This is a genomic window from Lysobacter sp. H23M47 (assembly GCF_015209765.1).
GTDB lineage: Bacteria > Pseudomonadota > Gammaproteobacteria > Xanthomonadales > Xanthomonadaceae > Novilysobacter > Novilysobacter avium.
This window is the reverse complement of the sequence record NZ_CP063658.1, coordinates 2,312,386-2,330,912: the sequence shown is the minus strand read 5'-3', so window position 1 is coordinate 2,330,912 and position 18,527 is coordinate 2,312,386. Positions and strand designations below refer to the sequence as shown.

General features: G+C 66.3%; 18 protein-coding genes. 12 read left to right on the top strand and 6 right to left on the bottom strand.

Translation table 11 applies throughout. From position 1 onward, the window contains the following. Window positions 1–2 precede the first annotated feature (2 nt). Both INQ43_RS10575 and INQ43_RS10570 read left to right on the top strand, forming a co-directional pair. Window positions 3–671: an ABC-type transport auxiliary lipoprotein family protein gene (locus INQ43_RS10575; RefSeq protein WP_194037665.1), complete on the top strand. Its 669-nt coding sequence runs from the start codon at window positions 3–5 to the stop codon at window positions 669–671. Window positions 672–733: 62 nt separating this feature from the next. After that, a complete protein-coding gene (locus tag INQ43_RS10570) occupies window positions 734–2,839 on the top strand; it encodes a glycoside hydrolase family 99-like domain-containing protein (protein WP_194036415.1) in 2,106 nt (701 codons plus the stop codon). 12 nt (window positions 2,840–2,851) lie between these two features. Here INQ43_RS10570 and cysN read toward each other — a convergent pair whose 3' ends face one another. The 6 genes from cysN to INQ43_RS10540 form a co-directional block, all read right to left on the bottom strand. Then, window positions 2,852–4,789 (bottom strand): sulfate adenylyltransferase subunit CysN, encoded by a 1,938-nt coding sequence (gene cysN / locus INQ43_RS10565; protein WP_194036414.1) that lies wholly within the window; start codon window positions 4,787–4,789, stop codon window positions 2,852–2,854. Beyond that, window positions 4,789–5,700: a sulfate adenylyltransferase subunit CysD gene (gene cysD, locus INQ43_RS10560; RefSeq protein ID WP_194036413.1), complete on the bottom strand. Its 912-nt coding sequence runs from the start codon at window positions 5,698–5,700 to the stop codon at window positions 4,789–4,791. Before cysD ends, cysN begins: the two co-directional genes overlap by 1 nt. Before the next feature lie 136 nt (window positions 5,701–5,836). Further along, entirely contained in the window at window positions 5,837–6,469 is a 633-nt protein-coding gene (locus INQ43_RS10555; protein ID WP_194036412.1) for a CoA transferase subunit B, read from the bottom strand. Beyond that, on the bottom strand, window positions 6,469–7,215 hold the full coding sequence (locus INQ43_RS10550) for a CoA transferase subunit A (RefSeq protein ID WP_228062491.1): 747 nt from the start codon (window positions 7,213–7,215) through the stop codon (window positions 6,469–6,471). The genes INQ43_RS10555 and INQ43_RS10550 overlap by 1 nt, the downstream gene beginning before the upstream one ends. 138 nt (window positions 7,216–7,353) lie before the next feature. Then, on the bottom strand, window positions 7,354–8,169 hold the full coding sequence (locus tag INQ43_RS10545; RefSeq protein WP_194036411.1) for a DsbC family protein: 816 nt from the start codon (window positions 8,167–8,169) through the stop codon (window positions 7,354–7,356). Window positions 8,170–8,272: 103 nt separating this feature from the next. After that, on the bottom strand, window positions 8,273–8,986 hold the full coding sequence (locus INQ43_RS10540; protein ID WP_194036410.1) for an SIMPL domain-containing protein: 714 nt from the start codon (window positions 8,984–8,986) through the stop codon (window positions 8,273–8,275). A gap of 148 nt (window positions 8,987–9,134) precedes the next feature. On the opposite strand from INQ43_RS10540, the gene INQ43_RS10535 reads away from it, so the two are divergent. From INQ43_RS10535 to INQ43_RS10490, 10 genes are all read left to right on the top strand, one after another. Further along, the gene (locus INQ43_RS10535; RefSeq protein WP_194036409.1) at window positions 9,135–10,364 is read left to right on the top strand and encodes a cation:proton antiporter; all 1,230 of its coding nucleotides are present in this window, start codon (window positions 9,135–9,137) and stop codon (window positions 10,362–10,364) included. A 171-nt stretch (window positions 10,365–10,535) separates the two neighbouring features. Beyond that, on the top strand, window positions 10,536–10,883 hold the full coding sequence (locus INQ43_RS10530; protein ID WP_194034217.1) for a zinc ribbon domain-containing protein: 348 nt from the start codon (window positions 10,536–10,538) through the stop codon (window positions 10,881–10,883). Window positions 10,884–10,967: 84 nt separating this feature from the next. Further along, window positions 10,968–12,740, top strand: a complete 1,773-nt coding sequence (aspS, locus tag INQ43_RS10525) for an aspartate--tRNA ligase (RefSeq protein WP_194036408.1) — start codon at window positions 10,968–10,970, stop codon at window positions 12,738–12,740. A gap of 9 nt (window positions 12,741–12,749) precedes the next feature. Then, window positions 12,750–13,277, top strand: coding sequence for a GNAT family N-acetyltransferase (locus INQ43_RS10520; protein WP_194036407.1), 528 nt, complete (start codon window positions 12,750–12,752; stop codon window positions 13,275–13,277). 89 nt (window positions 13,278–13,366) lie between these two features. Further along, the gene (locus INQ43_RS10515; protein ID WP_194034214.1) at window positions 13,367–13,909 is read left to right on the top strand and encodes a DUF3016 domain-containing protein; all 543 of its coding nucleotides are present in this window, start codon (window positions 13,367–13,369) and stop codon (window positions 13,907–13,909) included. Window positions 13,910–13,911: 2 nt separating this feature from the next. After that, window positions 13,912–14,577, top strand: a complete 666-nt coding sequence (locus INQ43_RS10510; RefSeq protein WP_228062490.1) for an alpha/beta hydrolase — start codon at window positions 13,912–13,914, stop codon at window positions 14,575–14,577. Window positions 14,578–14,687: 110 nt separating this feature from the next. Further along, the gene (locus INQ43_RS10505; RefSeq protein WP_194036406.1) at window positions 14,688–15,419 is read left to right on the top strand and encodes a YebC/PmpR family DNA-binding transcriptional regulator; all 732 of its coding nucleotides are present in this window, start codon (window positions 14,688–14,690) and stop codon (window positions 15,417–15,419) included. Between the two features lie 17 nt (window positions 15,420–15,436). Beyond that, window positions 15,437–15,964 (top strand): crossover junction endodeoxyribonuclease RuvC, encoded by a 528-nt coding sequence (gene ruvC / locus INQ43_RS10500; RefSeq protein WP_194036405.1) that lies wholly within the window; start codon window positions 15,437–15,439, stop codon window positions 15,962–15,964. Then, window positions 15,961–16,554 (top strand): Holliday junction branch migration protein RuvA, encoded by a 594-nt coding sequence (gene ruvA / locus INQ43_RS10495; RefSeq protein WP_193984421.1) that lies wholly within the window; start codon window positions 15,961–15,963, stop codon window positions 16,552–16,554. The genes ruvC and ruvA overlap by 4 nt, the downstream gene beginning before the upstream one ends. Before the next feature lie 125 nt (window positions 16,555–16,679). Next, window positions 16,680–18,524 (top strand): potassium transporter Kup, encoded by a 1,845-nt coding sequence (locus INQ43_RS10490; RefSeq protein WP_228062694.1) that lies wholly within the window; start codon window positions 16,680–16,682, stop codon window positions 18,522–18,524. Window positions 18,525–18,527 lie beyond the last annotated feature (3 nt).

The window sequence follows — 18,527 nt, the reverse complement described above, 5'->3', positions numbered from 1 at the left end:
ACATGCCAACCTTCCCGTCGCGCTCGCGTTGGCTTCGATGGGCCCGCGCGTCATTGATGATTGTCGTTTGCATCCTGCTTTCGGCGTGTTCGGTGCTGGGCAACAACACGCGGGATCGGGCGACGGTGTACGACCTTGACCCGCGGGTGCAGGCCGATCCCGCCTGGCCGAAAGTGGACTGGCAGCTCTCGCTGGCCAAGGTGAACGCAACAAGGGTCGGCGACAGCCTGCGCATCGCGGTGCGCCCGGCCGCCAACGAGCTGCAGATCTACAAGGGAGCCAGTTGGGCCCGGATTCCGACCGACATGCTGGAAGGCGCGATACTGCGCACCCTGGAAGACTCCGGGCGCATCGGCGCGGTGGCCCGGCAGCGCAGCGGGATGAGTGCCAAATACCGGCTGATGCTGGAGTTGCGTCGCTTCGAGTCCGACTATGCCGCGCCGGGGATGTCACCGACGGTGGTGATCGAGGTCAGCGCCAAGCTGCTGCACATCCCCAGCCAGAGCGTTGTCGATTCGCGCACGTTCCTGCAGCAGGCGCCAACCGCCACTACCTCGATCGAGGACGTGGTGCAGGCATTCGACCAGGCGCTGCACGCGGTGACCGGCGAGATCGTGGGTTGGGTGCTGGCCAGTGGCAATGCCGCCAACGACCCGCCTCGCGCTGGGTGAGCTGTGGGGGGTGAAGCGCCCATGGGTATGGGACACCCGCCCAGGCCTGTAAGCTGCGCGCCATGCTGAATGCCAGACATCTGATCCGCTCATTGCGCGAACGGTCGTTCCTAGTTCTGCGCACGGGTTTCCGCATGGTGCCGCTCGGCGAGTCCAGGCGTGATCGCTGGAGGGAGTGGTTCCTGCAACACTTTCCTGACGTCCGACCCGCAGCGGTCCAAGGCCAATCGTCGGGTGCAACTCCGCTGCGACGCGCGCGCGCGACAGCGAACGGCAAAGCTGTTGGATACCGTTCCCACCAAACCGGAGCCCTGCCGGCGACACCTCCGGCGAGGCTGGTGGCGTTTTATTTGCCGCAGTTCCACGCCATTCCCGAGAACGATGAATGGTGGGGCGAGGGTTTCACCGAATGGCGCAATGTCGGCCGCGCCCTGCCGCAGTTCCAGGGACATGCGCAGCCGCGTTTGCCCGGTGCATTGGGCTATTACGACCTCACCCATCCAGAGACCCTGCGCGCACAGGCGACGCTTGCACAGGCGTACGGTGTGGCCGCCTTCTGCTGCTATTTCTATTGGTTTCAGGGCAAGACCCTGTTTGAGGCACCGCTGCGGCAGTGGCTGGATGATCAGTCCATCACATTGCCGATCTGCCTGTGCTGGGCAAACGAGAGCTGGGCCAGGCGCTGGGACGGGCGCGCAGGCGAGATCCTGATGCAGCAGCAGCACAACCCCGACGACGATGTTGCCTTCATCTCGCACGTTTCGGCGTATCTGCGTGATCCACGCTACCTGCGGGTGGATGGGAAGCCCGTCGTGTTGGTCTACCGCCCGGGGCTGATGCCAGATCCGGCCGCGACGGCTGCGCGTTGGCGCCAGTGGTGCGCCAACAACGGACTGGGCGAGATTTTCATTGCCTACGTCCAAGGCTTCGAGCGTCCAGATCCGGCGACGCTGGGATTCGATGCGGCGGTGGAATTTCCACCCAACCTGTCCACGCCTGCCGACATCACTGCGGATCAGGTGCTTATCAACGACGGGTACACCGGTCAGGTACTGGATTGGCGGGAGCTGGCCGCCGGCTACAGCCGACGACCTCCTCCTGCCTACCGGGTGTTCCCGGCGGTGAACTGCGGGTGGGACAACGAGCCGCGCCGCCCGGCGCAGGGGCGCACCTACCTGCACGCCTCGCCACGCCGCTACCGCGACTGGCTGGTGGCTGCGATCGCCCGCGTCAGCGCGGATACATTGGAAGTAGCGCAACGTGACGCGCCGCTCGTCTTCATCAACGCTTGGAACGAATGGGCCGAGGGCGCTGTGCTCGAGCCCGATGCGCGTCTTGGTCATGCCTGGCTTCACGCGACTTCGGAAGCATTGCGCGCGTCGGTCGCGACGCCGAAGGCCACGGACGCGGTTGCTTCATTGCGTCCCTGCGTGGTTATCCACGCCTGGTATCCCGACGCGTTCGGTGACCTGCTTGATGCGCTGCGTGAGACTACAACGCAGATGCGATTGGTGGTCACCACCGGAAAAGGCCAGGCGGAGAGCGTGTCCGCGGAGCTGGCGCGGCGCGGCATGTCAGCCGAAGTGGAAGTCCATGAGAACCGCGGACGCGACATCTTGCCGTTCCTGCGTGTCGCCGACCGCCTGCTCGACGAAGGCGAGACGCTGGTACTGAAGCTGCATACCAAACAGTCGCCCCACCGCAGGGATGGCGCGAACTGGCGCGGCGAGTTGCTCGACCGGCTCGCATCCCCGGCACGGGTCGGGCAGATCGTGGCAGCGTTCCAGGAATACCCGTCTCTCGGGATGGTGGCTCCGGAGGGCCATGTCCAGCCCCTGCATTACTACTGGGGCGCCAACCGCGACAACGTCCGTTATCTGGCCACCCGATTGGGAATCAGACAACCGGATGCGGAGACGGATCAGTTTGTTTCAGGAAGCATGTTCTGGGTAAGGCTTGAAGCGTTGCGACCGCTGCTGGACGCGCACCTGGATGAGTGGGAGTTTGAAACCGAATCCGGCCAGCTCGACGGCACCTTCGCTCATGCCGTGGAGCGGGTGTTTGCGCTGTGTGTTCGCGAGCACGGACTACAGGTGGAAGACGCTGCCACGTTGTGCGGCGGGGCCCACGTCGACAACGGACGGTATCAGTACGCCAAGCGCGACTGATCCAGTTTCTGCTCATTCTTCCAAGGCGCGCACCAGCATCCCGGCAAGGGTTTCAGCGTCGTGCTTCTGCGTGTCAAGCACGATGTCCGGGTTCTCCGGTACCTCGTACGGCGAATCGATGCCGGTGAAGTTGCGCAGCTCGCCGGCGCGGGCCTTCGCATAGAGGCCTTTGGGATCCAGTTTCTCGGCTGCCGCAAGGGGCGTGTCAACGAAAACCTCGAGAAACTCGCCATCACTGAACATGCGCCGTGCCATCTTCCGCTCCGCGCGGAACGGCGATATGAAGCTCACCAGCACCACCAGTCCCGCATCCACCATCAAGCGCGCCACTTCCGCCACGCGACGGATGTTTTCTACGCGGTCCTCGTCGGTGAAGCCAAGATCGTTGTTGAGGCCGTGGCGGATGTTGTCGCCATCCAGTAGGTAGGTATGCCGGCCCATCGCCAGAAGCTGCTTTTCTACCAGATTGGCGATGGTGGATTTTCCGGCACCCGACAGCCCGGTGAACCAGAGGCATCGCGGCCGCTGGTGCTTGATCAGCGCACGTGCGGTCTTGTCCACGTCGACGTGCTGCCAGCGGATGTTGCCGGCACGGCGCAGCGCGAAGTCCAGGGTGCCCGCGGCCACCGTCGCGTTGGTCTGCCGGTCGATCAGGATGAAGCCACCCAGTTCGCGGCTTTGCGCGTACGGCTCGAAGCCGATCGGCTCGTTCAGATACAGGTTGCAGTAGCCGACCTGGTTGCACTCCAGCGACTTGGCCGCAAGGTGGGTCTGGGCGTTGACGTCGATCTGGTACTTCAATTCGCTGACGGTCGCGCCGACGGTGCGGGCGCCGGTTCTGAGCCAATAGGGGCGACCCGGCAGCAGGGGCTGCGGGTCCAGCCACAACAGATTGGCGGCGAACTGGTCGGCGGTCGCCAGCGGCGCATCAGCCGCGCAGATGACGTCGCCACGGCTGATGTCGATCTCATCGGCCAGGCCCAGCACGACGGGCTGGCCGGGCCGCGCCTGGGCCACGTCATCGTCGCCGCTGAAGATGCGTGTGACCGTTGACGCGCTGCCCGAGGGGGCGACGGCGATCGCATCACCGACCGCCACGGAGCCTGCCAGCACGGTGCCCGCAAAACCTCGGAAGTCCTGATCCGCGCGGCAGATCCACTGGACGGGCACCCGGAACGCTCCGGCAGCGCGGGGAGCATCGACTACGACGCTTTCCAGGTGGTCCAGCAACAGCGGTCCCTGGTACCACGGCATATGCGTGGAGCGTTCCAGCACGTTGTCGCCCTCCAGCGCCGACAGTGCAATGCAGGTCACATGATCGATGCCGAGCTGTGTGGCCAGCTGCCGGTAGTCGTCTGCGATCGCTTCGAATACGTCCTGGCGATAGTCGACAAGATCCATCTTGTTGACGGCCAGCACGACGTGACGGATCCCCAGCAGCGACAGGATGTAGGTGTGTCGGCGGCTCTGGGTGAGCAGGCCCTTGCGCGCATCCACCAGTACGACGGCCAGATCGGCGGTCGATGCGCCGGTGGCCATGTTGCGGGTGTACTGCTCATGCCCGGGGCAGTCGGCGACGATGAACTTGCGCCGGTCGGTATCGAAGTAGCGGTACGCGACGTCGATTGTGATGCCCTGCTCGCGCTCGGCGCTGAGTCCATCCACCAGCGATGCGAAGTCGATCCCATTACCGTTGACGCCGGTGTGGGCGACGTCGGCGACCAGCGCTGCGGCCTGGTCGTCCAACAGCACCCGTGCGTCGTACAGCAGCCGGCCGATCAGGGTGCTTTTGCCATCATCCACGCTGCCGCAGGTAATGAAGCGCAACAAGCCCCTGGCTTCGTGACGTTGCAGATATTCCGCTATCGCGCCGGATGGGTCGCCACCCTCGGTTGCCCGGTCCGCCTTGCGAAGGATGTGGACGTCCGTTCCATCACGTGTGGGGCCCATCAGAAATAGCCTTCCAGTTTCTTCTTCTCCATCGATGCCGCAGGATCGTGATCGATCACCCGTCCCTGGCGTTCCGACGTCGTGGTCACCAGCATCTCGGCGATCACCTTTTCCAGCGTGTCGGCATTGGACTCAATGGCACCGGTCAGCGGGTAGCAGCCCAACGTCCGGAAACGCACCATTTTCATCACCGGCGTTTCGTCGGGGCGCAGTGGCAGGCGATCGTCATCGACCATGATCAGAGTGCCGTCGCGTTCCACCACCGGGCGCGGCGCAGCGAGATACAGCGACGGGACCGGGATGCTCTCGCGCAGGATGTACAGCCAGACATCCAGCTCGGTCCAGTTGGAGATTGGAAATACCCGCACCGATTCGCCCTGGTGGATGCGGGTGTTGTAAATATTCCACAGTTCCGGGCGCTGGTTTTTCGGGTCCCAGCGGTGGTTGTTGTTGCGGAACGAGAAGATGCGTTCCTTGGCGCGGGATTTTTCCTCGTCGCGCCGGGCCCCACCGATCGCGGCATCAAAGCCACCAGCATCAAGCGCCTGTCTCAAGGCTTGGGTCTTCATAACGTCGGTGTGGACAGTCGCGCCGTGGGTCGGCGGTCCAACCCCGTCAGCCAGTCCCTCGGGATTGATATGCGTGTGCAGCTCGACGCCGGTCTCGCGGGCACGACGATCGCGGAAGGCAATCATTTCCGCGAACTTCCAACCGGTGTCTACATGCAGCAACGGGATCGGCGGCCGGGCGGGATGAAAGGCCTTCAACAACAGGTGCAGTAATACCGAGCTGTCCTTGCCGACCGAGTACAGCATCACGGGCCTGGTGAACCCGGCCGCCACCTCCCGCAGGATGTGGATGCTTTCCGCTTCCAGGCGGTCAAGGTGGGTGAGGGTGGTCGACTCGGGCATGTGCGGTGTGGGTTGGGCCCGGGCAGGGCGGGACAACGCTTGATGCTACTGCATGGGCCGTGCGCCCCTTCCCGGCAAGCACGCCAAAACAACGAAGCCGCCCTCAGGCGGCCTCGTCGTTCAGATTCGGCAGCGCTTAGGCCTGGCTGAACTCGACCCCGGTCTTGCTACGCAGTTCGTCCTCGGTCACGTCCGGCGCCAGTTCGACCAGCTTCAGCCCGTCGTCGGTGATGTCCATGACCGCCAGGTCGGTGATGATGCGGCTGACGACGCCCAGGCCGGTCAACGGCAGGGTGCATTCGGGCAGGATCTTCGGCTCGCCTTTCTTGGTGGTGTGCTCCATCAGCACCACCACGCGCTGCACGCCGGCCACGAGGTCCATCGCGCCACCCATGCCCTTGACCATCTTGCCCGGCACCATCCAGTTGGCCAGGTCGCCCTTGTCGGTGACCTCCATCGCGCCGAGGATCGCCAGGTTGATGTGGCCGCCGCGGATCATCGCGAAGGAATCGTGGCTGCCGAAATAGCTGGCGCCCGGGCGTGCGGTGACGGTCTGCTTGCCGGCGTTGATCAGGTCGGCGTCCAGTTCGTTCTCGGTCGGGAACGGTCCGATGCCGAGCAAGCCGTTCTCCGACTGCAGCCACACGTCCATGCCGTCGGGGATGTAGTTGGCGACCATGGTCGGCAGGCCGATGCCCAGGTTGACGTAGGCGCCGTCGGTGAGTTCCTGCGCGGCGCGCTGCGCCATCTGCTCGCGTGACCAGCCCATTACTTTCCTCCTTCGCGCACGGTGCGCTGCTCGATGCGCTTCTCCGGGTTCGGGTTGTGCACGATCCGGTCCACGTAGATGCCCGGCAGGTGCACCTGGTCGGGGTCGATCTGGCCGACCTCGACGATTTCTTCCACTTCCACTATGCAGACCTTGCCCGCCATGGCGCAGGCCGGGTTGAAGTTGCGCGCGGTCTTGCGGAACAGCAGGTTGCCCGCCTTGTCCGCCTTCCATGCCTTGACCAGCGCCACATCGGCGACCAGTGCGGTCTCCATGACGTAATGCTTGCCGTTGAACTCGCGGGTTTCCTTGCCCTCGGCGACCACGGTGCCGTAGCCGGTGGCGGTGAAGAAGGCCGGGATCCCGGCGCCGCCGGCGCGCAGGCGTTCGGCCAAGGTGCCCTGCGGGGTGAATTCCAGTTCGAGCTCGCCGGCCAGGAACTGGCGTTCGAACTCCTTGTTCTCGCCGACGTAGGACGACACCATCTTGCGGATCTGGCGCGTCTCCAGCAGCAGGCCCAGGCCGAAGCCATCCACGCCGGCGTTGTTGGAGATCGCGGTCAGCCGGGTCACGCCGGAGTCGCGCAGGGCCTCGATCAGTGCCTCGGGGATGCCACACAGCCCAAATCCGCCAACCGCCAGGGTCTGGCCATCGGCCACGACACCCTGCAGGGCGGTTTTTGCATCGGGATAGATCTTGCTTGTTGCACCGCCGACCGGCGGTGACACGGCACTGGCCTGGGCCATGACGAAACTCCTTGTTCGGGATGGCGCCAGTCTAGCGCGACGCCCGCTGCGGGCCGAAGCGTACGTTCGGCCAATGGTCGCGGGCCAGATGCAATGACGCCGCCCGCAGGCGGCGCCGACACGGTCATCAGCGGGTGGTCAACCGTCGCTGGCTTCCAGCTTGTCCAGCGCGGCGCGCAGTGCCTTGGCAGGCAGATAGCCGCCGAGCTGGCTGCCGTCGCGGGCGATGATCATCGGCGTGCCGGTCAGTCCGACGCTTTGGCCGACCTTGTACTGGTCGGCGACCGTGTTCCTGCAGTTGCGGCTTTCCACCTCGCCTTTGGACTTGGCCCTGGTCAGCGCGCTCTTGCGGTCGGGCGAGCACCAGACCGAGACCATGTCGTTATAGCCTTCGCTGCCGATCCCCATCCGCGGGAACGCCAGATACTCCACCGCGATGCCTTCGGCGTTGTACTGCTTGATCTCCTCGTGCATCTTGCGGCAGTAGCCGCATTCCACGTCGGTGAACACGGTGACGGTGTGTTTGGGGTTGGGCGGAGCGAACACGATCCGCTCGCTCGCCGGAATCGTCTTCAACAGCTTGTTGCGCATGCCACCCAGGGTGGCTTCGCTGAGGTTCTTCTGGGTCCGGGTGTCGAGCAGCGCGCCGCCGGCGCCGGTGAACAGCAGGTAATTCCCGTCGTCGCTGACGTAGATGACCTGCCCGCCGACGACCGCCTCACGGAAGCCGGGCATGGGGGCCTTGCCGACGTACTCGACCTTGACCTCGGGGTTGAGCGCGGCGATGGCGGCGACCGCGCGCTCCTCGGGGGAGCCGGGCGCCGGCTTCGTGGACTCGGGGGCGTTCGCTGCAGCGGCCTGTGCCGCCTCGACATCGTCGGCGGTGGCGGGGGCCTTGGCGCACGCGGAGATGCTGAGCATGCCGAACGCCGCGGCAAGTAGGAGTCGCTTCATGGAGGTTCCTGACGGTGCGGACGCGCCATGCGCGACGCAAAAATAAGGGGAACGGATTGTTGCACGCGGCGCCTGCACGGCGACCGTTGCTCGCGTGCCGGCTTCAATCGCGCAGGAAGTATTCCACCGTCGTCACCACGCGCACCCGCTTGATCTGCGGACTGCTCTGGTCACGGTCGCTGATGCTGACCACGCCCTGGTTGGCACTGCGGATCCCGTCCAGCCGCGAGTCGGAGTCCTTGGCGAACTGGACCGCGGAGTCGCGCGCGGCCGCCGTTGCCTCGGCGATCAGTGCCGGTTTGATGTCGTTGAGCTTGGTGTAGTCGAACTCCGGCGAACTGTTTTCCCCGATCATCACGCCCTGGGTCACCAGCTCGCCGGTGCGCCGGACGGCTTCCAGCGCGCCCGCCACATTTGTCGTGCGCAGGCTCACCGTGGTCGCATAACGGTAGCGCTCCGGTGGCCGGCTGTCGCCATAGGCCCACGCCCAGCGGTCCTCCAGCCGCGGCGGCGATACCACGATCTCATCGGGCTTGAACCCGGCGGCCTCGAAGAACCCGCGGATGATCGCGGTGTTCGCGTCCAGGTGGCGCTGGACCTCGCCAAGGTCATTGCCTCCGACGGTATGAGGCAGCGGCCACACCACCAGGTCGGCATCCACGATCTTCTCGGCCGAGCCCTTGACCACGACGTAGCGGTCGGCGGTCTTGAGACGTTCCATGCCCTTGGCGGCGAACCAGCCAGCGCCAGCCAGGCCGACCATCAACAGGGCGGCGGCGATGATCGGGAGCGCGGGGCGGACGGTGATATTGGACATCTTCGGGTTTTCCGACGTGGTGTCAGGCAAGCGTACACAACCCGGATCTCTTCAGCAGGTTTGACTCCCCAAGACCGGTCGGGGTTGTCAGTGGCCCCCGGGGCGCCGACTATGCACGCCGACGTCGCGTGCGCCCACGGCTGCTGCCATGAACAACGAACTGATCTACCTGCTGCTGATATTCGGCCTGCTGGTCATCCCCCGCGCGCTGCAACGCTTCCAGTTGCCGGCTCCGATCACCTGCCTGTTGCTGGGCCTGGGAGCGGTGTTGTTGTGGGGGGAGCGCATGAACGACTCGGTAATCGTGCTGCTCTCCACCCTGGGCATCTCCTCGTTGTTCCTGTTCGCGGGGCTCGAGGTCGAGGTCACGGCGCTGCGCAAGGAGGTCGGCCGGCTGCTGGTCTACCTCACCACCCAGATCGCCTGCCTTGTCGGCGTCGCTTGGCTGGGGTGGAAGTACGCCGAGCTGGGATGGCAGGCCGCGGCGCTGGTCTCACTGGCGCTGCTGACGCCGTCCACCGGCTTCATCGTCGACACGCTGGAGCGCCTGGGGCTGAACGCGGATGAGCGGTTCTGGGTGACCAGCAAGGCGATTGCCGGTGAACTGCTGGCGCTGACGGCCTTGTTCGTGGTCCTACAGGCGGGCGACCCCACCCAGCTGGCGATTTCCTCCGGGGCGATGGTGCTGATGATGGTCGGCCTGCCGCTGGTGTTCATCGCGCTCGGCCGCTGGGTGATGCCGCACGCGCCGGGCTCGGAATTTTCCCTGCTGGTGATGGTCGGCATGGTGGCGGCGTACATCACCTACAGCCTTGGCGTGTATTACCTGGTGGGCGCATTCATCGCCGGCCTGGTCGCGCGCCTGCTGCGCTTTCGCATGCCGCTGCTGGCCTCGGACGAAAACATCCACGCCCTGCGCCTGTTTGCGACCTTCTTCGTGCCCTTCTACTTCTTCCACGCCGGCACCGAGATCTCCCGCGATGCGCTGACCTGGGAGGCCGCTGGCCTGGGTGTCGTGCTGACGCTGGTGATCGTGCCGCTGCGGATCGGCTTGGTCTGGTTGCAGCGCCGGGTGATGTTTGGCGAGGGACACAAGAGCAGCCTGAAGGTCTCCGTCGCGCTGGCCCCGACGCTGGTTTTCACGCTGGTGCTGGCCAATATCCTGCACAAGGAGTTCGATCTGTCCGCCACCTTGTTTGGCGCGCTTATCCTTTACACCACGCTCAACACGCTGCTGCCGTCGCTGGTGTTCCGCTCTCCGTTCGATGTCGACCTGTTCGACGCTGCGCTGCCGCCGCATCCGGAGGACCGGATGGGCACCGCGGGCGACGCGGGCGAGGCGCCTGCGGTGTCGCACGGCCCAAACACAACTATATAAGTGCCCGGACGCATGGGCACTTCCAGGCGCGACTTGAACGGGCGGCTTTCGTCCCCATTCCAGCTACCTCGCGCACCGCGCCGCAAATATCGCCGATAAGCGGGGTTCCCGGCCGGCGCAGCTCACCGACTGTCGATCCGACGCGTTTGCTCACTCAAGGGTTCTGTTCCCATGCCGATCTATGCTTTTGAATGCGCCGCCTGCGGTCACGATTTTGATCGCCTGCAGAAACTGTCCGATGCCGATCCCATCGATTGCCCGGTGTGCGGCAAGCCCGAACTCAAGCGCCAGCTGACCGCGCCGCAGTTCCGCCTGTCGGGCACCGGCTGGTACGAGACCGACTTCAAGAAGGACGGCGACACGAAGCGCAACCTGGCCGGCGACGGTGCAGCGCCGAATGCGACAGCGAAGAGCGGCGAGGCCAAGCCCGAAGCCAAGCCCGAGGCGAAGCCGGCGGAAGCCAAAGCGACCGCGGGTGCGCCGGCCACAGCCAAGCCGGCGCCAGCCGCCGGCGCCTGAACGGGTTCCCGGAACCGGCGGCCAGCCCGTTAAACTAGCCGGTCCAGCCGGGACCGCCCGGCGCGTAACGTTTCCGGAGTCACCATGCGTACCCATTTCTGCGGCCTGATCGACGAAAGCCTGATCGGCCAGACCGTGACCCTGTGCGGCTGGGCCGACGTCGCCCGCGACCTGGGCGGCCTGTGTTTCATCGATCTGCGCGACCACGAGGGCATCGTCCAGGTGGTGGCCGAGCCGGCGGACGTGGAAGGCAACGACCGCGTCATCGCCACCGCCGCGGATGTGGGCTACGAGGACTGTCTGCGCGTGACCGGCCAGGTGCGCCGGCGCGAATCGGTCAACAACAAGATCCCGACCGGCCAGGTCGAGGTGGTGGCAACGGCCATCGAGGTGTTGAACAAGGCCGAGCCGCTGCCGTTCCACGCCCATGAAAACCCGGGCGAGGACATCCGCCTCAAGTACCGCTACCTGGATCTGCGCAGCCCGGAGATGCAGCGCAAGATGCGCACCCGCACCCGGCTGGTGCGCGCGCTGCGCCGCTGGCTGGACGAGCGGGATTTCCAGGACATCGAAACCCCGATCCTGACCAAGGCGACCCCGGAAGGCGCGCGCGACTTCCTGGTGCCGGCGCGGATGCATCCCGGCGAGTTCTACGCCCTGCCGCAATCGCCCCAGCTGTTCAAGCAGATCCTGATGGTGGCCGGCTTCGACCGCTACTACCAGATTGCCCGCTGCTTCCGCGACGAGGCCCTGCGCGCCGATCGCCAGCTCGAGTTCACCCAGCTCGACATGGAATTCGCCTGGGTGCAGGAATCCGACGTCCAGGACCCCGCCGAGGCGATGATCCGCGATGCCTTCCGCGAGGTGATGGAGGTCGAGCTGGCGCAGCCGTTCCCGCGCATGACCTGGGCGGAGGCGATGCGTCGCTTCGGTTCCGACAAGCCCGACCTGCGCATCGCGATGGAGTTCACCGATATCGCCGAGCTGGTCAAGGACTGCGAGTTCAAGGTCTTCACCGACTGGGCCAACGATGCGAAGGGCCGCGTGGTCGCCCTTTGCGTGCCAGGGGGCGCAACCCTGTCGCGCAAGCAGATCGACGAGGTCGGCGCGCACGCTGCCAAATACGGCGCCAAGGGCTTGGCGTGGATGAAGGTCACCGACCCGGCGCTGGGCCGCGAGGGCGTCAATTCGCCGATCGCCAAGTTCCTCGACGATGCGACGCTGACGGCGATCGTGCAGGCCACGGCTGCCAGCGCCGGCGACCTGCTGCTGTTTGGCGCGGCCGCGTGGAACACCGCCTCCGACTTCATGGGCGCGGTGCGGCTGAAGGTCGGCAAGGACCTGGGGCTGGTCCGCGAAGGCTGGGCGCCGCTGTGGGTCACCGACTTCCCGATGTTCGAGTGGGACGAGGACGCCCAGCGCCACGTCGCCCTGCATCATCCGTTTACCGCGCCGGCCGTGGACGACGTCGATTCGCTGCGGGCCAATGCACACACGGCGGTCTCGCGCGGCTACGACATGGTCCTCAACGGCAACGAGATCGGCGGCGGCTCGATCCGTATCCATCGCCCGGCGATGCAGGCGGCGGTGTTCGAACTGCTGGGCATCGACGCCGACGAGCAGCAGGCGAAGTTCGGCTTCCTGCTGGACGCGCTCAAGTACGGCGCGCCCCCGCACGGCGGCATCGCCTTCGGCATCGACCGCATCGCCGCGCTGATGGCCGGCACCGAGTCGATCCGCGACGTCATCGCCTTCCCCAAGACCACCGGTGCGCAATGCATGATGACCGGCGCGCCATCGCCGATCGCCGAAGAGCAGCTGGCCGAGATCCACATTGCGGTGCGCCCCAAAAAGTAGGTTTCAGCCATGACTCCGGTGATCCGCCGGGCCACGGTCTCCGACGCGGCAACGCTGGCGGAGCTGGCCACGCGCACCTTCACCCAGACCTTCGGCCACCTCTATCCGGCTGAGGATCTGGCTGCGTTCCTGGGCGAGAACTACACGGTCGATCGGCAGCGGACCATCCTGGCCCAACCGGGCTATGCGGTGTGGCTGGTGGAGCACCGCGGCGAGGCGGTCGGCCATGCCGCGGCCGGCCCGTGCGGGTTGCCGCATCCGGACGTCCGTCCAGGCGATGGCGAGCTGAAGCGCCTGTACCTGCTGGAGCACATGCAGGGCGGCGGGCTCGGCGGTGAGCTGTGCCGGGTTGCGCTGGAGTGGCTGCTGCGCGACGGTCCACGCACGCTGTGGCTGGGAGTGTGGTCGCGCAACCTCGCCGCCCAGCGGTTCTACGCCCGTCGCGGCTTCCAGCACGTCGGCGACTACGAATTCCCGGTCGGTCGCGTTCGCGATCACGAGTTCATCCTGCGCCGCCCGCCCGTGCCGCTGGCCTGAACGGGCTTCGCCAGCCAACCCGCACCTACACGGTGCTGCCCCCTGCAACGAGGCAGAATGGAGGCTCATTCGGCACAGGGAGTTCGACCATGAAAGCCATGACTGCGGGCATCGCCGCATGCGTTCTGACCCTTGGCCTCGCCGCCTGCGCAAGCACACCGGTGGCCGGTGCGGGGCCCGGCCAGCTTCCCGCGGTGGGACCGGTCCAGGTGGCATGGAACGATCCGGCCACGTTCCGCGAAATCAGCTACGGCCGCGACCTCATCGATACCCGGCGTGGCGTCTGGATCGAGCAGCTGGCGACCTACCTGCGGACCCAGGCGGAGCGCCGCCTGCCCGCCGGTGAACAACTGCAGGTGACTTTGCTCGACGTGGACCGCGCCGGCGAGTACGAGCCGTGGCAGGGCCCGCGCTATGACGATGTGCGGATGATGCGCGACATCTACCCGCCGCGGATCACCCTGGAGTTCCGCCGTCTTGATGCAGCGGGGCAGGTGATCGACGAAGGCCGCCGACAGCTCACCGACATGGCCTACCTGTCGCGTTCCGGCATCGGCCGCGACAACGATCCCTTGCGTTACGAGAAGCGCGTGCTGGACGACTGGCTGCGCCGGGAATTCACGGCGCCCTGAGCGTGGCGGCAGACGCCGAGGGCAATCCCGCCAGTTCCGATCATGCGGGTGCGCCGGGCCGTCGCGTGTTGTTGCTGCACGGCCTTTGGATGCCCAGTGCATGCATGGCCTGGCATGCGCGTCGGTTGCGGCGCGCCGGGTTTGCGCCCGAATTTTTCGGTTATGACACCGTTGGCGGCGGCCCCGCACGGGCCGTCCCCGAGCTGGCGGAGGCCTTGCGCGAACCGGCGGACATCGTCGCCCACAGCCTCGGCGGGCTGATCGCCGTGCGCGCACTGGAGCGCGAGCCGGGCTTGCCGGTGCGGCGCGTCGTCTGTCTGGGCACGCCGCTGGCCGGCAGCGCGGCGGCCACAGGGATCGCGCAACTGCCGGTGCTTCGACGCTTTCTGGGCCGCAGCGCGCGGTTGTTGCGCCGGGGCTGCCAGGCGTGGGACGGCGACGCAGAGCTGGGCATGGTGGCCGGCAACTCGGGTCGCGGTCTCGGACGTTTCTTTGGCGACTTCGGCGGCTCCAGCGACGGCACCGTGGCGATCGCGGAGACCCGGGTACCGGGGCTGGCGGATCACATCGTGTTGCCGACCAGCCACAGCGGCATGCTGCTCTCCGCGCCCGTGTCGCGCCAGGTCATCGCGTTCCTGCGCAGCGGTCGCTTCGACCATGGCCGATGAGGTGCCAAGCCCATTGGGGCGGGCCGACAGAGTTCGCCCACCGGCGGCCCGGCTTCACTGGTTGGAGTAAAGTATCCGGCTGTCACCGTTCACTCAATTGGACACTGCACATGGGTAGGGGACCGTCAATCGAGGGTCGCAAGAACGCCTCGGACGCCAAGCGCGGCAAGATCTTCACCAAGCTCATCCGCGAGATTTCGGTCGCCGCGCGTGCCGGCGGGGGCGACCCGACCAGCAATCCGCGCCTGCGCTCGGCCATCGAGAAGGCCTACAGCGCCAACATGACCAAGGACGTCGTCGAGCGCGCGGTCAAGAAGGCAACCGGCGAGCTGGAAGGCGTCAACTACGAGGAAATCCGCTACGAGGGCTACGCGCCCGGCGGAGTCGCAGTGATAGTCGACTGCCTGACCGACAACAAGGTCCGCACCGTGGCCGACGTGCGCCACGCCTTCGGCAAGTTCGGCGGCAACCTGGGCACCGACGGCTCGGTCGCCTTCATGTTCAACAAGCTGGGCGTGCTGACCTACGCGGCCAATGCCGACGAGGACGGCATCACCAACGCGGCCATCGAGGCGGGCGCGGACGATGTCGTGGTCTACCCCGAGGACGGCGCGATCGAGGTGTTCACCACCCAGGACGCCTATGAGGCGGTCAAGCAGGCGATGGTGGACGCCGGTCATCCGCCCGGCCACGCCGAGGTGACCTGGCGCGCCGACAACGACATCGCCGTGGAGGGCGACGTGGCCGAGCAGGTGGTCAAGCTGCTGGCCTGGCTGGAAGACCTCGACGATGTGCAGAACGTCTACTCCAACGCCGACCTCGGCCTGGACGCCTACGCCTGAGGGCGCGGGCCGGCGACGTGATCCGCATCCTGGGCATTGATCCCGGTTCCCAGTGGACGGGGATCGGGGTGATCGACGTGGGCAGCGACGGGCGCTGCCGTTACGTGCACTGCGAGGCGCTCAAACTGCTGTCGGCGCCGGACTTCCCGGCGCGGCTGGGGCTTCTCTGCGAAGGCCTGGAGCGCGTACTCGACCAGTGGCAACCGCATCAGGTCGCCATCGAGACGGTGTTCATGGACAAGTCGGCAATGTCCGCGCTCAAGCTTGGCCACGCGCGCGGCGCGGCGATGGCGACGGTGGTGCGGCGCAAGCTGGCGATCAGCGAATACGCGCCGCGGGTGATCAAGCAGTCGCTGGTCGGCAAGGGCGCGGCGGACAAGCTGCAGGTTCAGCACATGGTCCGGCTGCTGCTGAACCTGTCGGCGATGAAGCTGCAGGCGGACGCCGCCGACGCGCTGGCGGTCGCCCTGACCCACGCGCACATGAGTGCCACCGCGGCCCGCACCGGGCTGGCGGTGACCCAGTTACGGAGACGCGGCACATGATCGGCAGACTGAAAGGCAACGTCATCCACAAGCAGCCGCCCTGGCTGGTGGTCGACGTCAATGGCGTGGGCTACGAGCTGGAGGCGCCGATGAGCACCTTCTACGACCTGCCCGAGCTGGGCCGGGAAGTCTCGCTGTTCACCCACTACGCGCAGAAGGAGGACAGCGTGTCGTTGTACGGCTTCCTGCGCGATTCCGAGCGCCAGCTGTTCCGGGAGGTGCAGAAGGTCAAGGGCATCGGCGCGAAGATCGCGCTGGCGATCCTGTCGGGCATCAGCGTCGACGATTTCGTCCGCACCGTGCAGGCCAGCGACGTGGCTGCCTTGTGCCGCATCCCCGGCATCGGCAAGAAGACTGCAGAGCGCATGGTTGTCGAACTGCGCGACCGCGCCGGCGACATGGGCGGGGAGGGCGTGATCCTGTCGCCCTCCGACATTCCCCGCGATCCGCAGAGCGAGGCGGTCATTGCCTTGCAGCAACTGGGCTACAAACCGGCCGAAGCTGCGCGTATGGTGCGTGACGCTTCCCCCGGCGCGGCAGACGACGCCGCCGCCATCATCCGCAAGGCGTTACAGTCCGCGCTTCGTTGAGCGTGAAGTTTCCAACGCTCCAGACCTGACCCGACCGCCCCATGTCGACACCCAAGATTCCCGTTCCGCGCAACGGCACCCGTGGCGATGCTGCGGGCCACGGAAAAGCCGGCCTGGCGGGATTGATGCTGGGCGCGATCGGTGTCGTCTTCGGCGACATCGGCACCAGCCCGCTGTACACCCTGCGCGAGGCCTTCAGTCCGCATTACGGCTTGACCGCCAACCACGACACCGTGCTGGGCGTGCTTTCGCTGGTGTTCTGGGCGCTGATGCTGGTGGTCACGGTCAAGTACGTGACCATCATCATGCGCGCCGACAACGAGGGCGAGGGCGGCATCATGGCGCTGATGGCACTGGCCCAGCGCACCCTGCCCAAAGGCTCGCGGTCGGCCTACGGCGTCGGCATCCTGGGCGTGTTCGGCGCGGCGCTGTTTTTTGGCGACGGGGTCATCACTCCGGCCATCTCGGTGCTGTCCGCGCTGGAAGGGCTGGAGGTCATTGCCCCCGAGTTCGGGGCCTGGGTGGTTCCGCTGACCGTGGTCGTGCTGGTGGCGCTGTTTGCCAGCCAGCGTTTTGGCAGCGGGCGCGTGGGCAAGGTGTTCGGGCCGATCACCGGGATCTGGTTTCTGTCATTGGCCGCGCTTGGGATCCTCAACATCACCCACGCGCCGCAGGTGCTGCACGCGGTCAATCCCATGTGGGCGGTGGAGTTCTTTGCGGTCCACCACTGGCACGGCATCTTCATCCTCGGCGCGGTGGTGCTGGCGGTGACCGGTGGCGAGGCGATCTATACCGACATGGGTCACTTCGGTGCCAAGCCGATCCGCTACGCGTGGTACTGGTTCGTGCTGCCGGCGCTGGTGATCAACTACCTGGGCCAGGGCGCGCTGGTGCTGGAGGATCCGGCCGCGATCCGCAACCCGTTCTACGTGGGCGTGCCGGAGTGGGCGCGGATGCCGATGGTGGTGCTGGCGACCATGGCCACGGTGATCGCATCGCAGTCGGTCATCACCGGCGCGTTCTCGGTCACCCGCCAGGCGATGCAGCTGGGTTACATCCCGCGGATGCACACCAAGCACACCTCACGCGACACGATCGGCCAGATCTACATCCCCGCGGTGAACTGGGGAATGATGGTGGTGGTGATCGCCCTGGTGCTGGCGTTCGGCAACTCGTCATCGCTGGCGACCGCCTACGGCGTGTCGGTGTCGGGCACGATGCTGATAGACACCCTGTTGCTGGCGATCGTCGCCCAGGCCACGTGGAAGAGCCTGCGCCGGTGGGTGCTGCCCCTGTGCGTGGTCTTCATCATCGGCGACATCGGTTTCGTGATCGCCAATGGCGCCAAGATCATGCAGGGCGGCTGGTTCCCGCTGGCGCTCGGCATCGTGCTGTTCACCCTGCTGCGCACCTGGCGCCGCGGTCGCGAGCTGCTGCGCGAGGAGATGCAGAAGGGCGGCATCCAGCTGGAAAGCTTCCTGCCCGGCCTCATGCTGGCGCCACCGGTGCGGGTGCCGGGCACGGCGGTGTTCCTGACCGCCGAGAAGGGCGTGGCCCCGCATGCGCTGCTGCATAACCTCAAGCACAACAAGGTGCTGCACGAGCGCAACGTGTTCCTGACAGTGGACACGTTGAAGGTGCCTTACGCCCCCAGTGAGGCGCGCCTGCAGATCGACGCCATCGGCGATGATTTCTATCGCGTGGTGGTGCGCTTCGGGTTCATGGAAACCCCGGACGTGCCGCTGGCGCTGATGCGATCGTGCGATCAGGAAGACGGCATCGCCTTCGATCCGATGGAGACGACCTACTTCGCCAGTCACGAGACGGTGGTGGCCGCAGCGCGTGGAGGCATGCCGGTGTGGCGGGACAAACTGTTCGCCTTCATGCACCGCAATGCCGCGCCGGCGACCGGGTTCTTCCGCATCCCGGGCAACCGGCTGGTCGAGCTTGGCTCGCAGGTGGAGATCTGACTG

What these genes read in the sequence shown, in the direction of transcription:
- INQ43_RS10575 (WP_194037665.1), top strand. Translation starts at nt 3, where the DNA reads ATGCCAACCTTCCCGTCGCGCTCGCGTTGGCTTCGATGGGCCCGCGCG.
- INQ43_RS10570 (WP_194036415.1), top strand. Translation starts at nt 734, where the DNA reads ATGCTGAATGCCAGACATCTGATCCGCTCATTGCGCGAACGGTCGTTC.
- cysN (WP_194036414.1), bottom strand. Translation starts at nt 4,789, where the DNA reads ATGGGCCCCACACGTGATGGAACGGACGTCCACATCCTTCGCAAGGCG.
- cysD (WP_194036413.1), bottom strand. Translation starts at nt 5,700, where the DNA reads ATGCCCGAGTCGACCACCCTCACCCACCTTGACCGCCTGGAAGCGGAA.
- INQ43_RS10555 (WP_194036412.1), bottom strand. Translation starts at nt 6,469, where the DNA reads ATGGGCTGGTCACGCGAGCAGATGGCGCAGCGCGCCGCGCAGGAACTC.
- INQ43_RS10550 (WP_228062491.1), bottom strand. Translation starts at nt 7,215, where the DNA reads ATGGCCCAGGCCAGTGCCGTGTCACCGCCGGTCGGCGGTGCAACAAGC.
- INQ43_RS10545 (WP_194036411.1), bottom strand. Translation starts at nt 8,169, where the DNA reads ATGAAGCGACTCCTACTTGCCGCGGCGTTCGGCATGCTCAGCATCTCC.
- INQ43_RS10540 (WP_194036410.1), bottom strand. Translation starts at nt 8,986, where the DNA reads ATGTCCAATATCACCGTCCGCCCCGCGCTCCCGATCATCGCCGCCGCC.
- INQ43_RS10535 (WP_194036409.1), top strand. Translation starts at nt 9,135, where the DNA reads ATGAACAACGAACTGATCTACCTGCTGCTGATATTCGGCCTGCTGGTC.
- INQ43_RS10530 (WP_194034217.1), top strand. Translation starts at nt 10,536, where the DNA reads ATGCCGATCTATGCTTTTGAATGCGCCGCCTGCGGTCACGATTTTGAT.
- aspS (WP_194036408.1), top strand. Translation starts at nt 10,968, where the DNA reads ATGCGTACCCATTTCTGCGGCCTGATCGACGAAAGCCTGATCGGCCAG.
- INQ43_RS10520 (WP_194036407.1), top strand. Translation starts at nt 12,750, where the DNA reads ATGACTCCGGTGATCCGCCGGGCCACGGTCTCCGACGCGGCAACGCTG.
- INQ43_RS10515 (WP_194034214.1), top strand. Translation starts at nt 13,367, where the DNA reads ATGAAAGCCATGACTGCGGGCATCGCCGCATGCGTTCTGACCCTTGGC.
- INQ43_RS10505 (WP_194036406.1), top strand. Translation starts at nt 14,688, where the DNA reads ATGGGTAGGGGACCGTCAATCGAGGGTCGCAAGAACGCCTCGGACGCC.
- ruvA (WP_193984421.1), top strand. Translation starts at nt 15,961, where the DNA reads ATGATCGGCAGACTGAAAGGCAACGTCATCCACAAGCAGCCGCCCTGG.
- INQ43_RS10490 (WP_228062694.1), top strand. Translation starts at nt 16,680, where the DNA reads ATGCTGGGCGCGATCGGTGTCGTCTTCGGCGACATCGGCACCAGCCCG.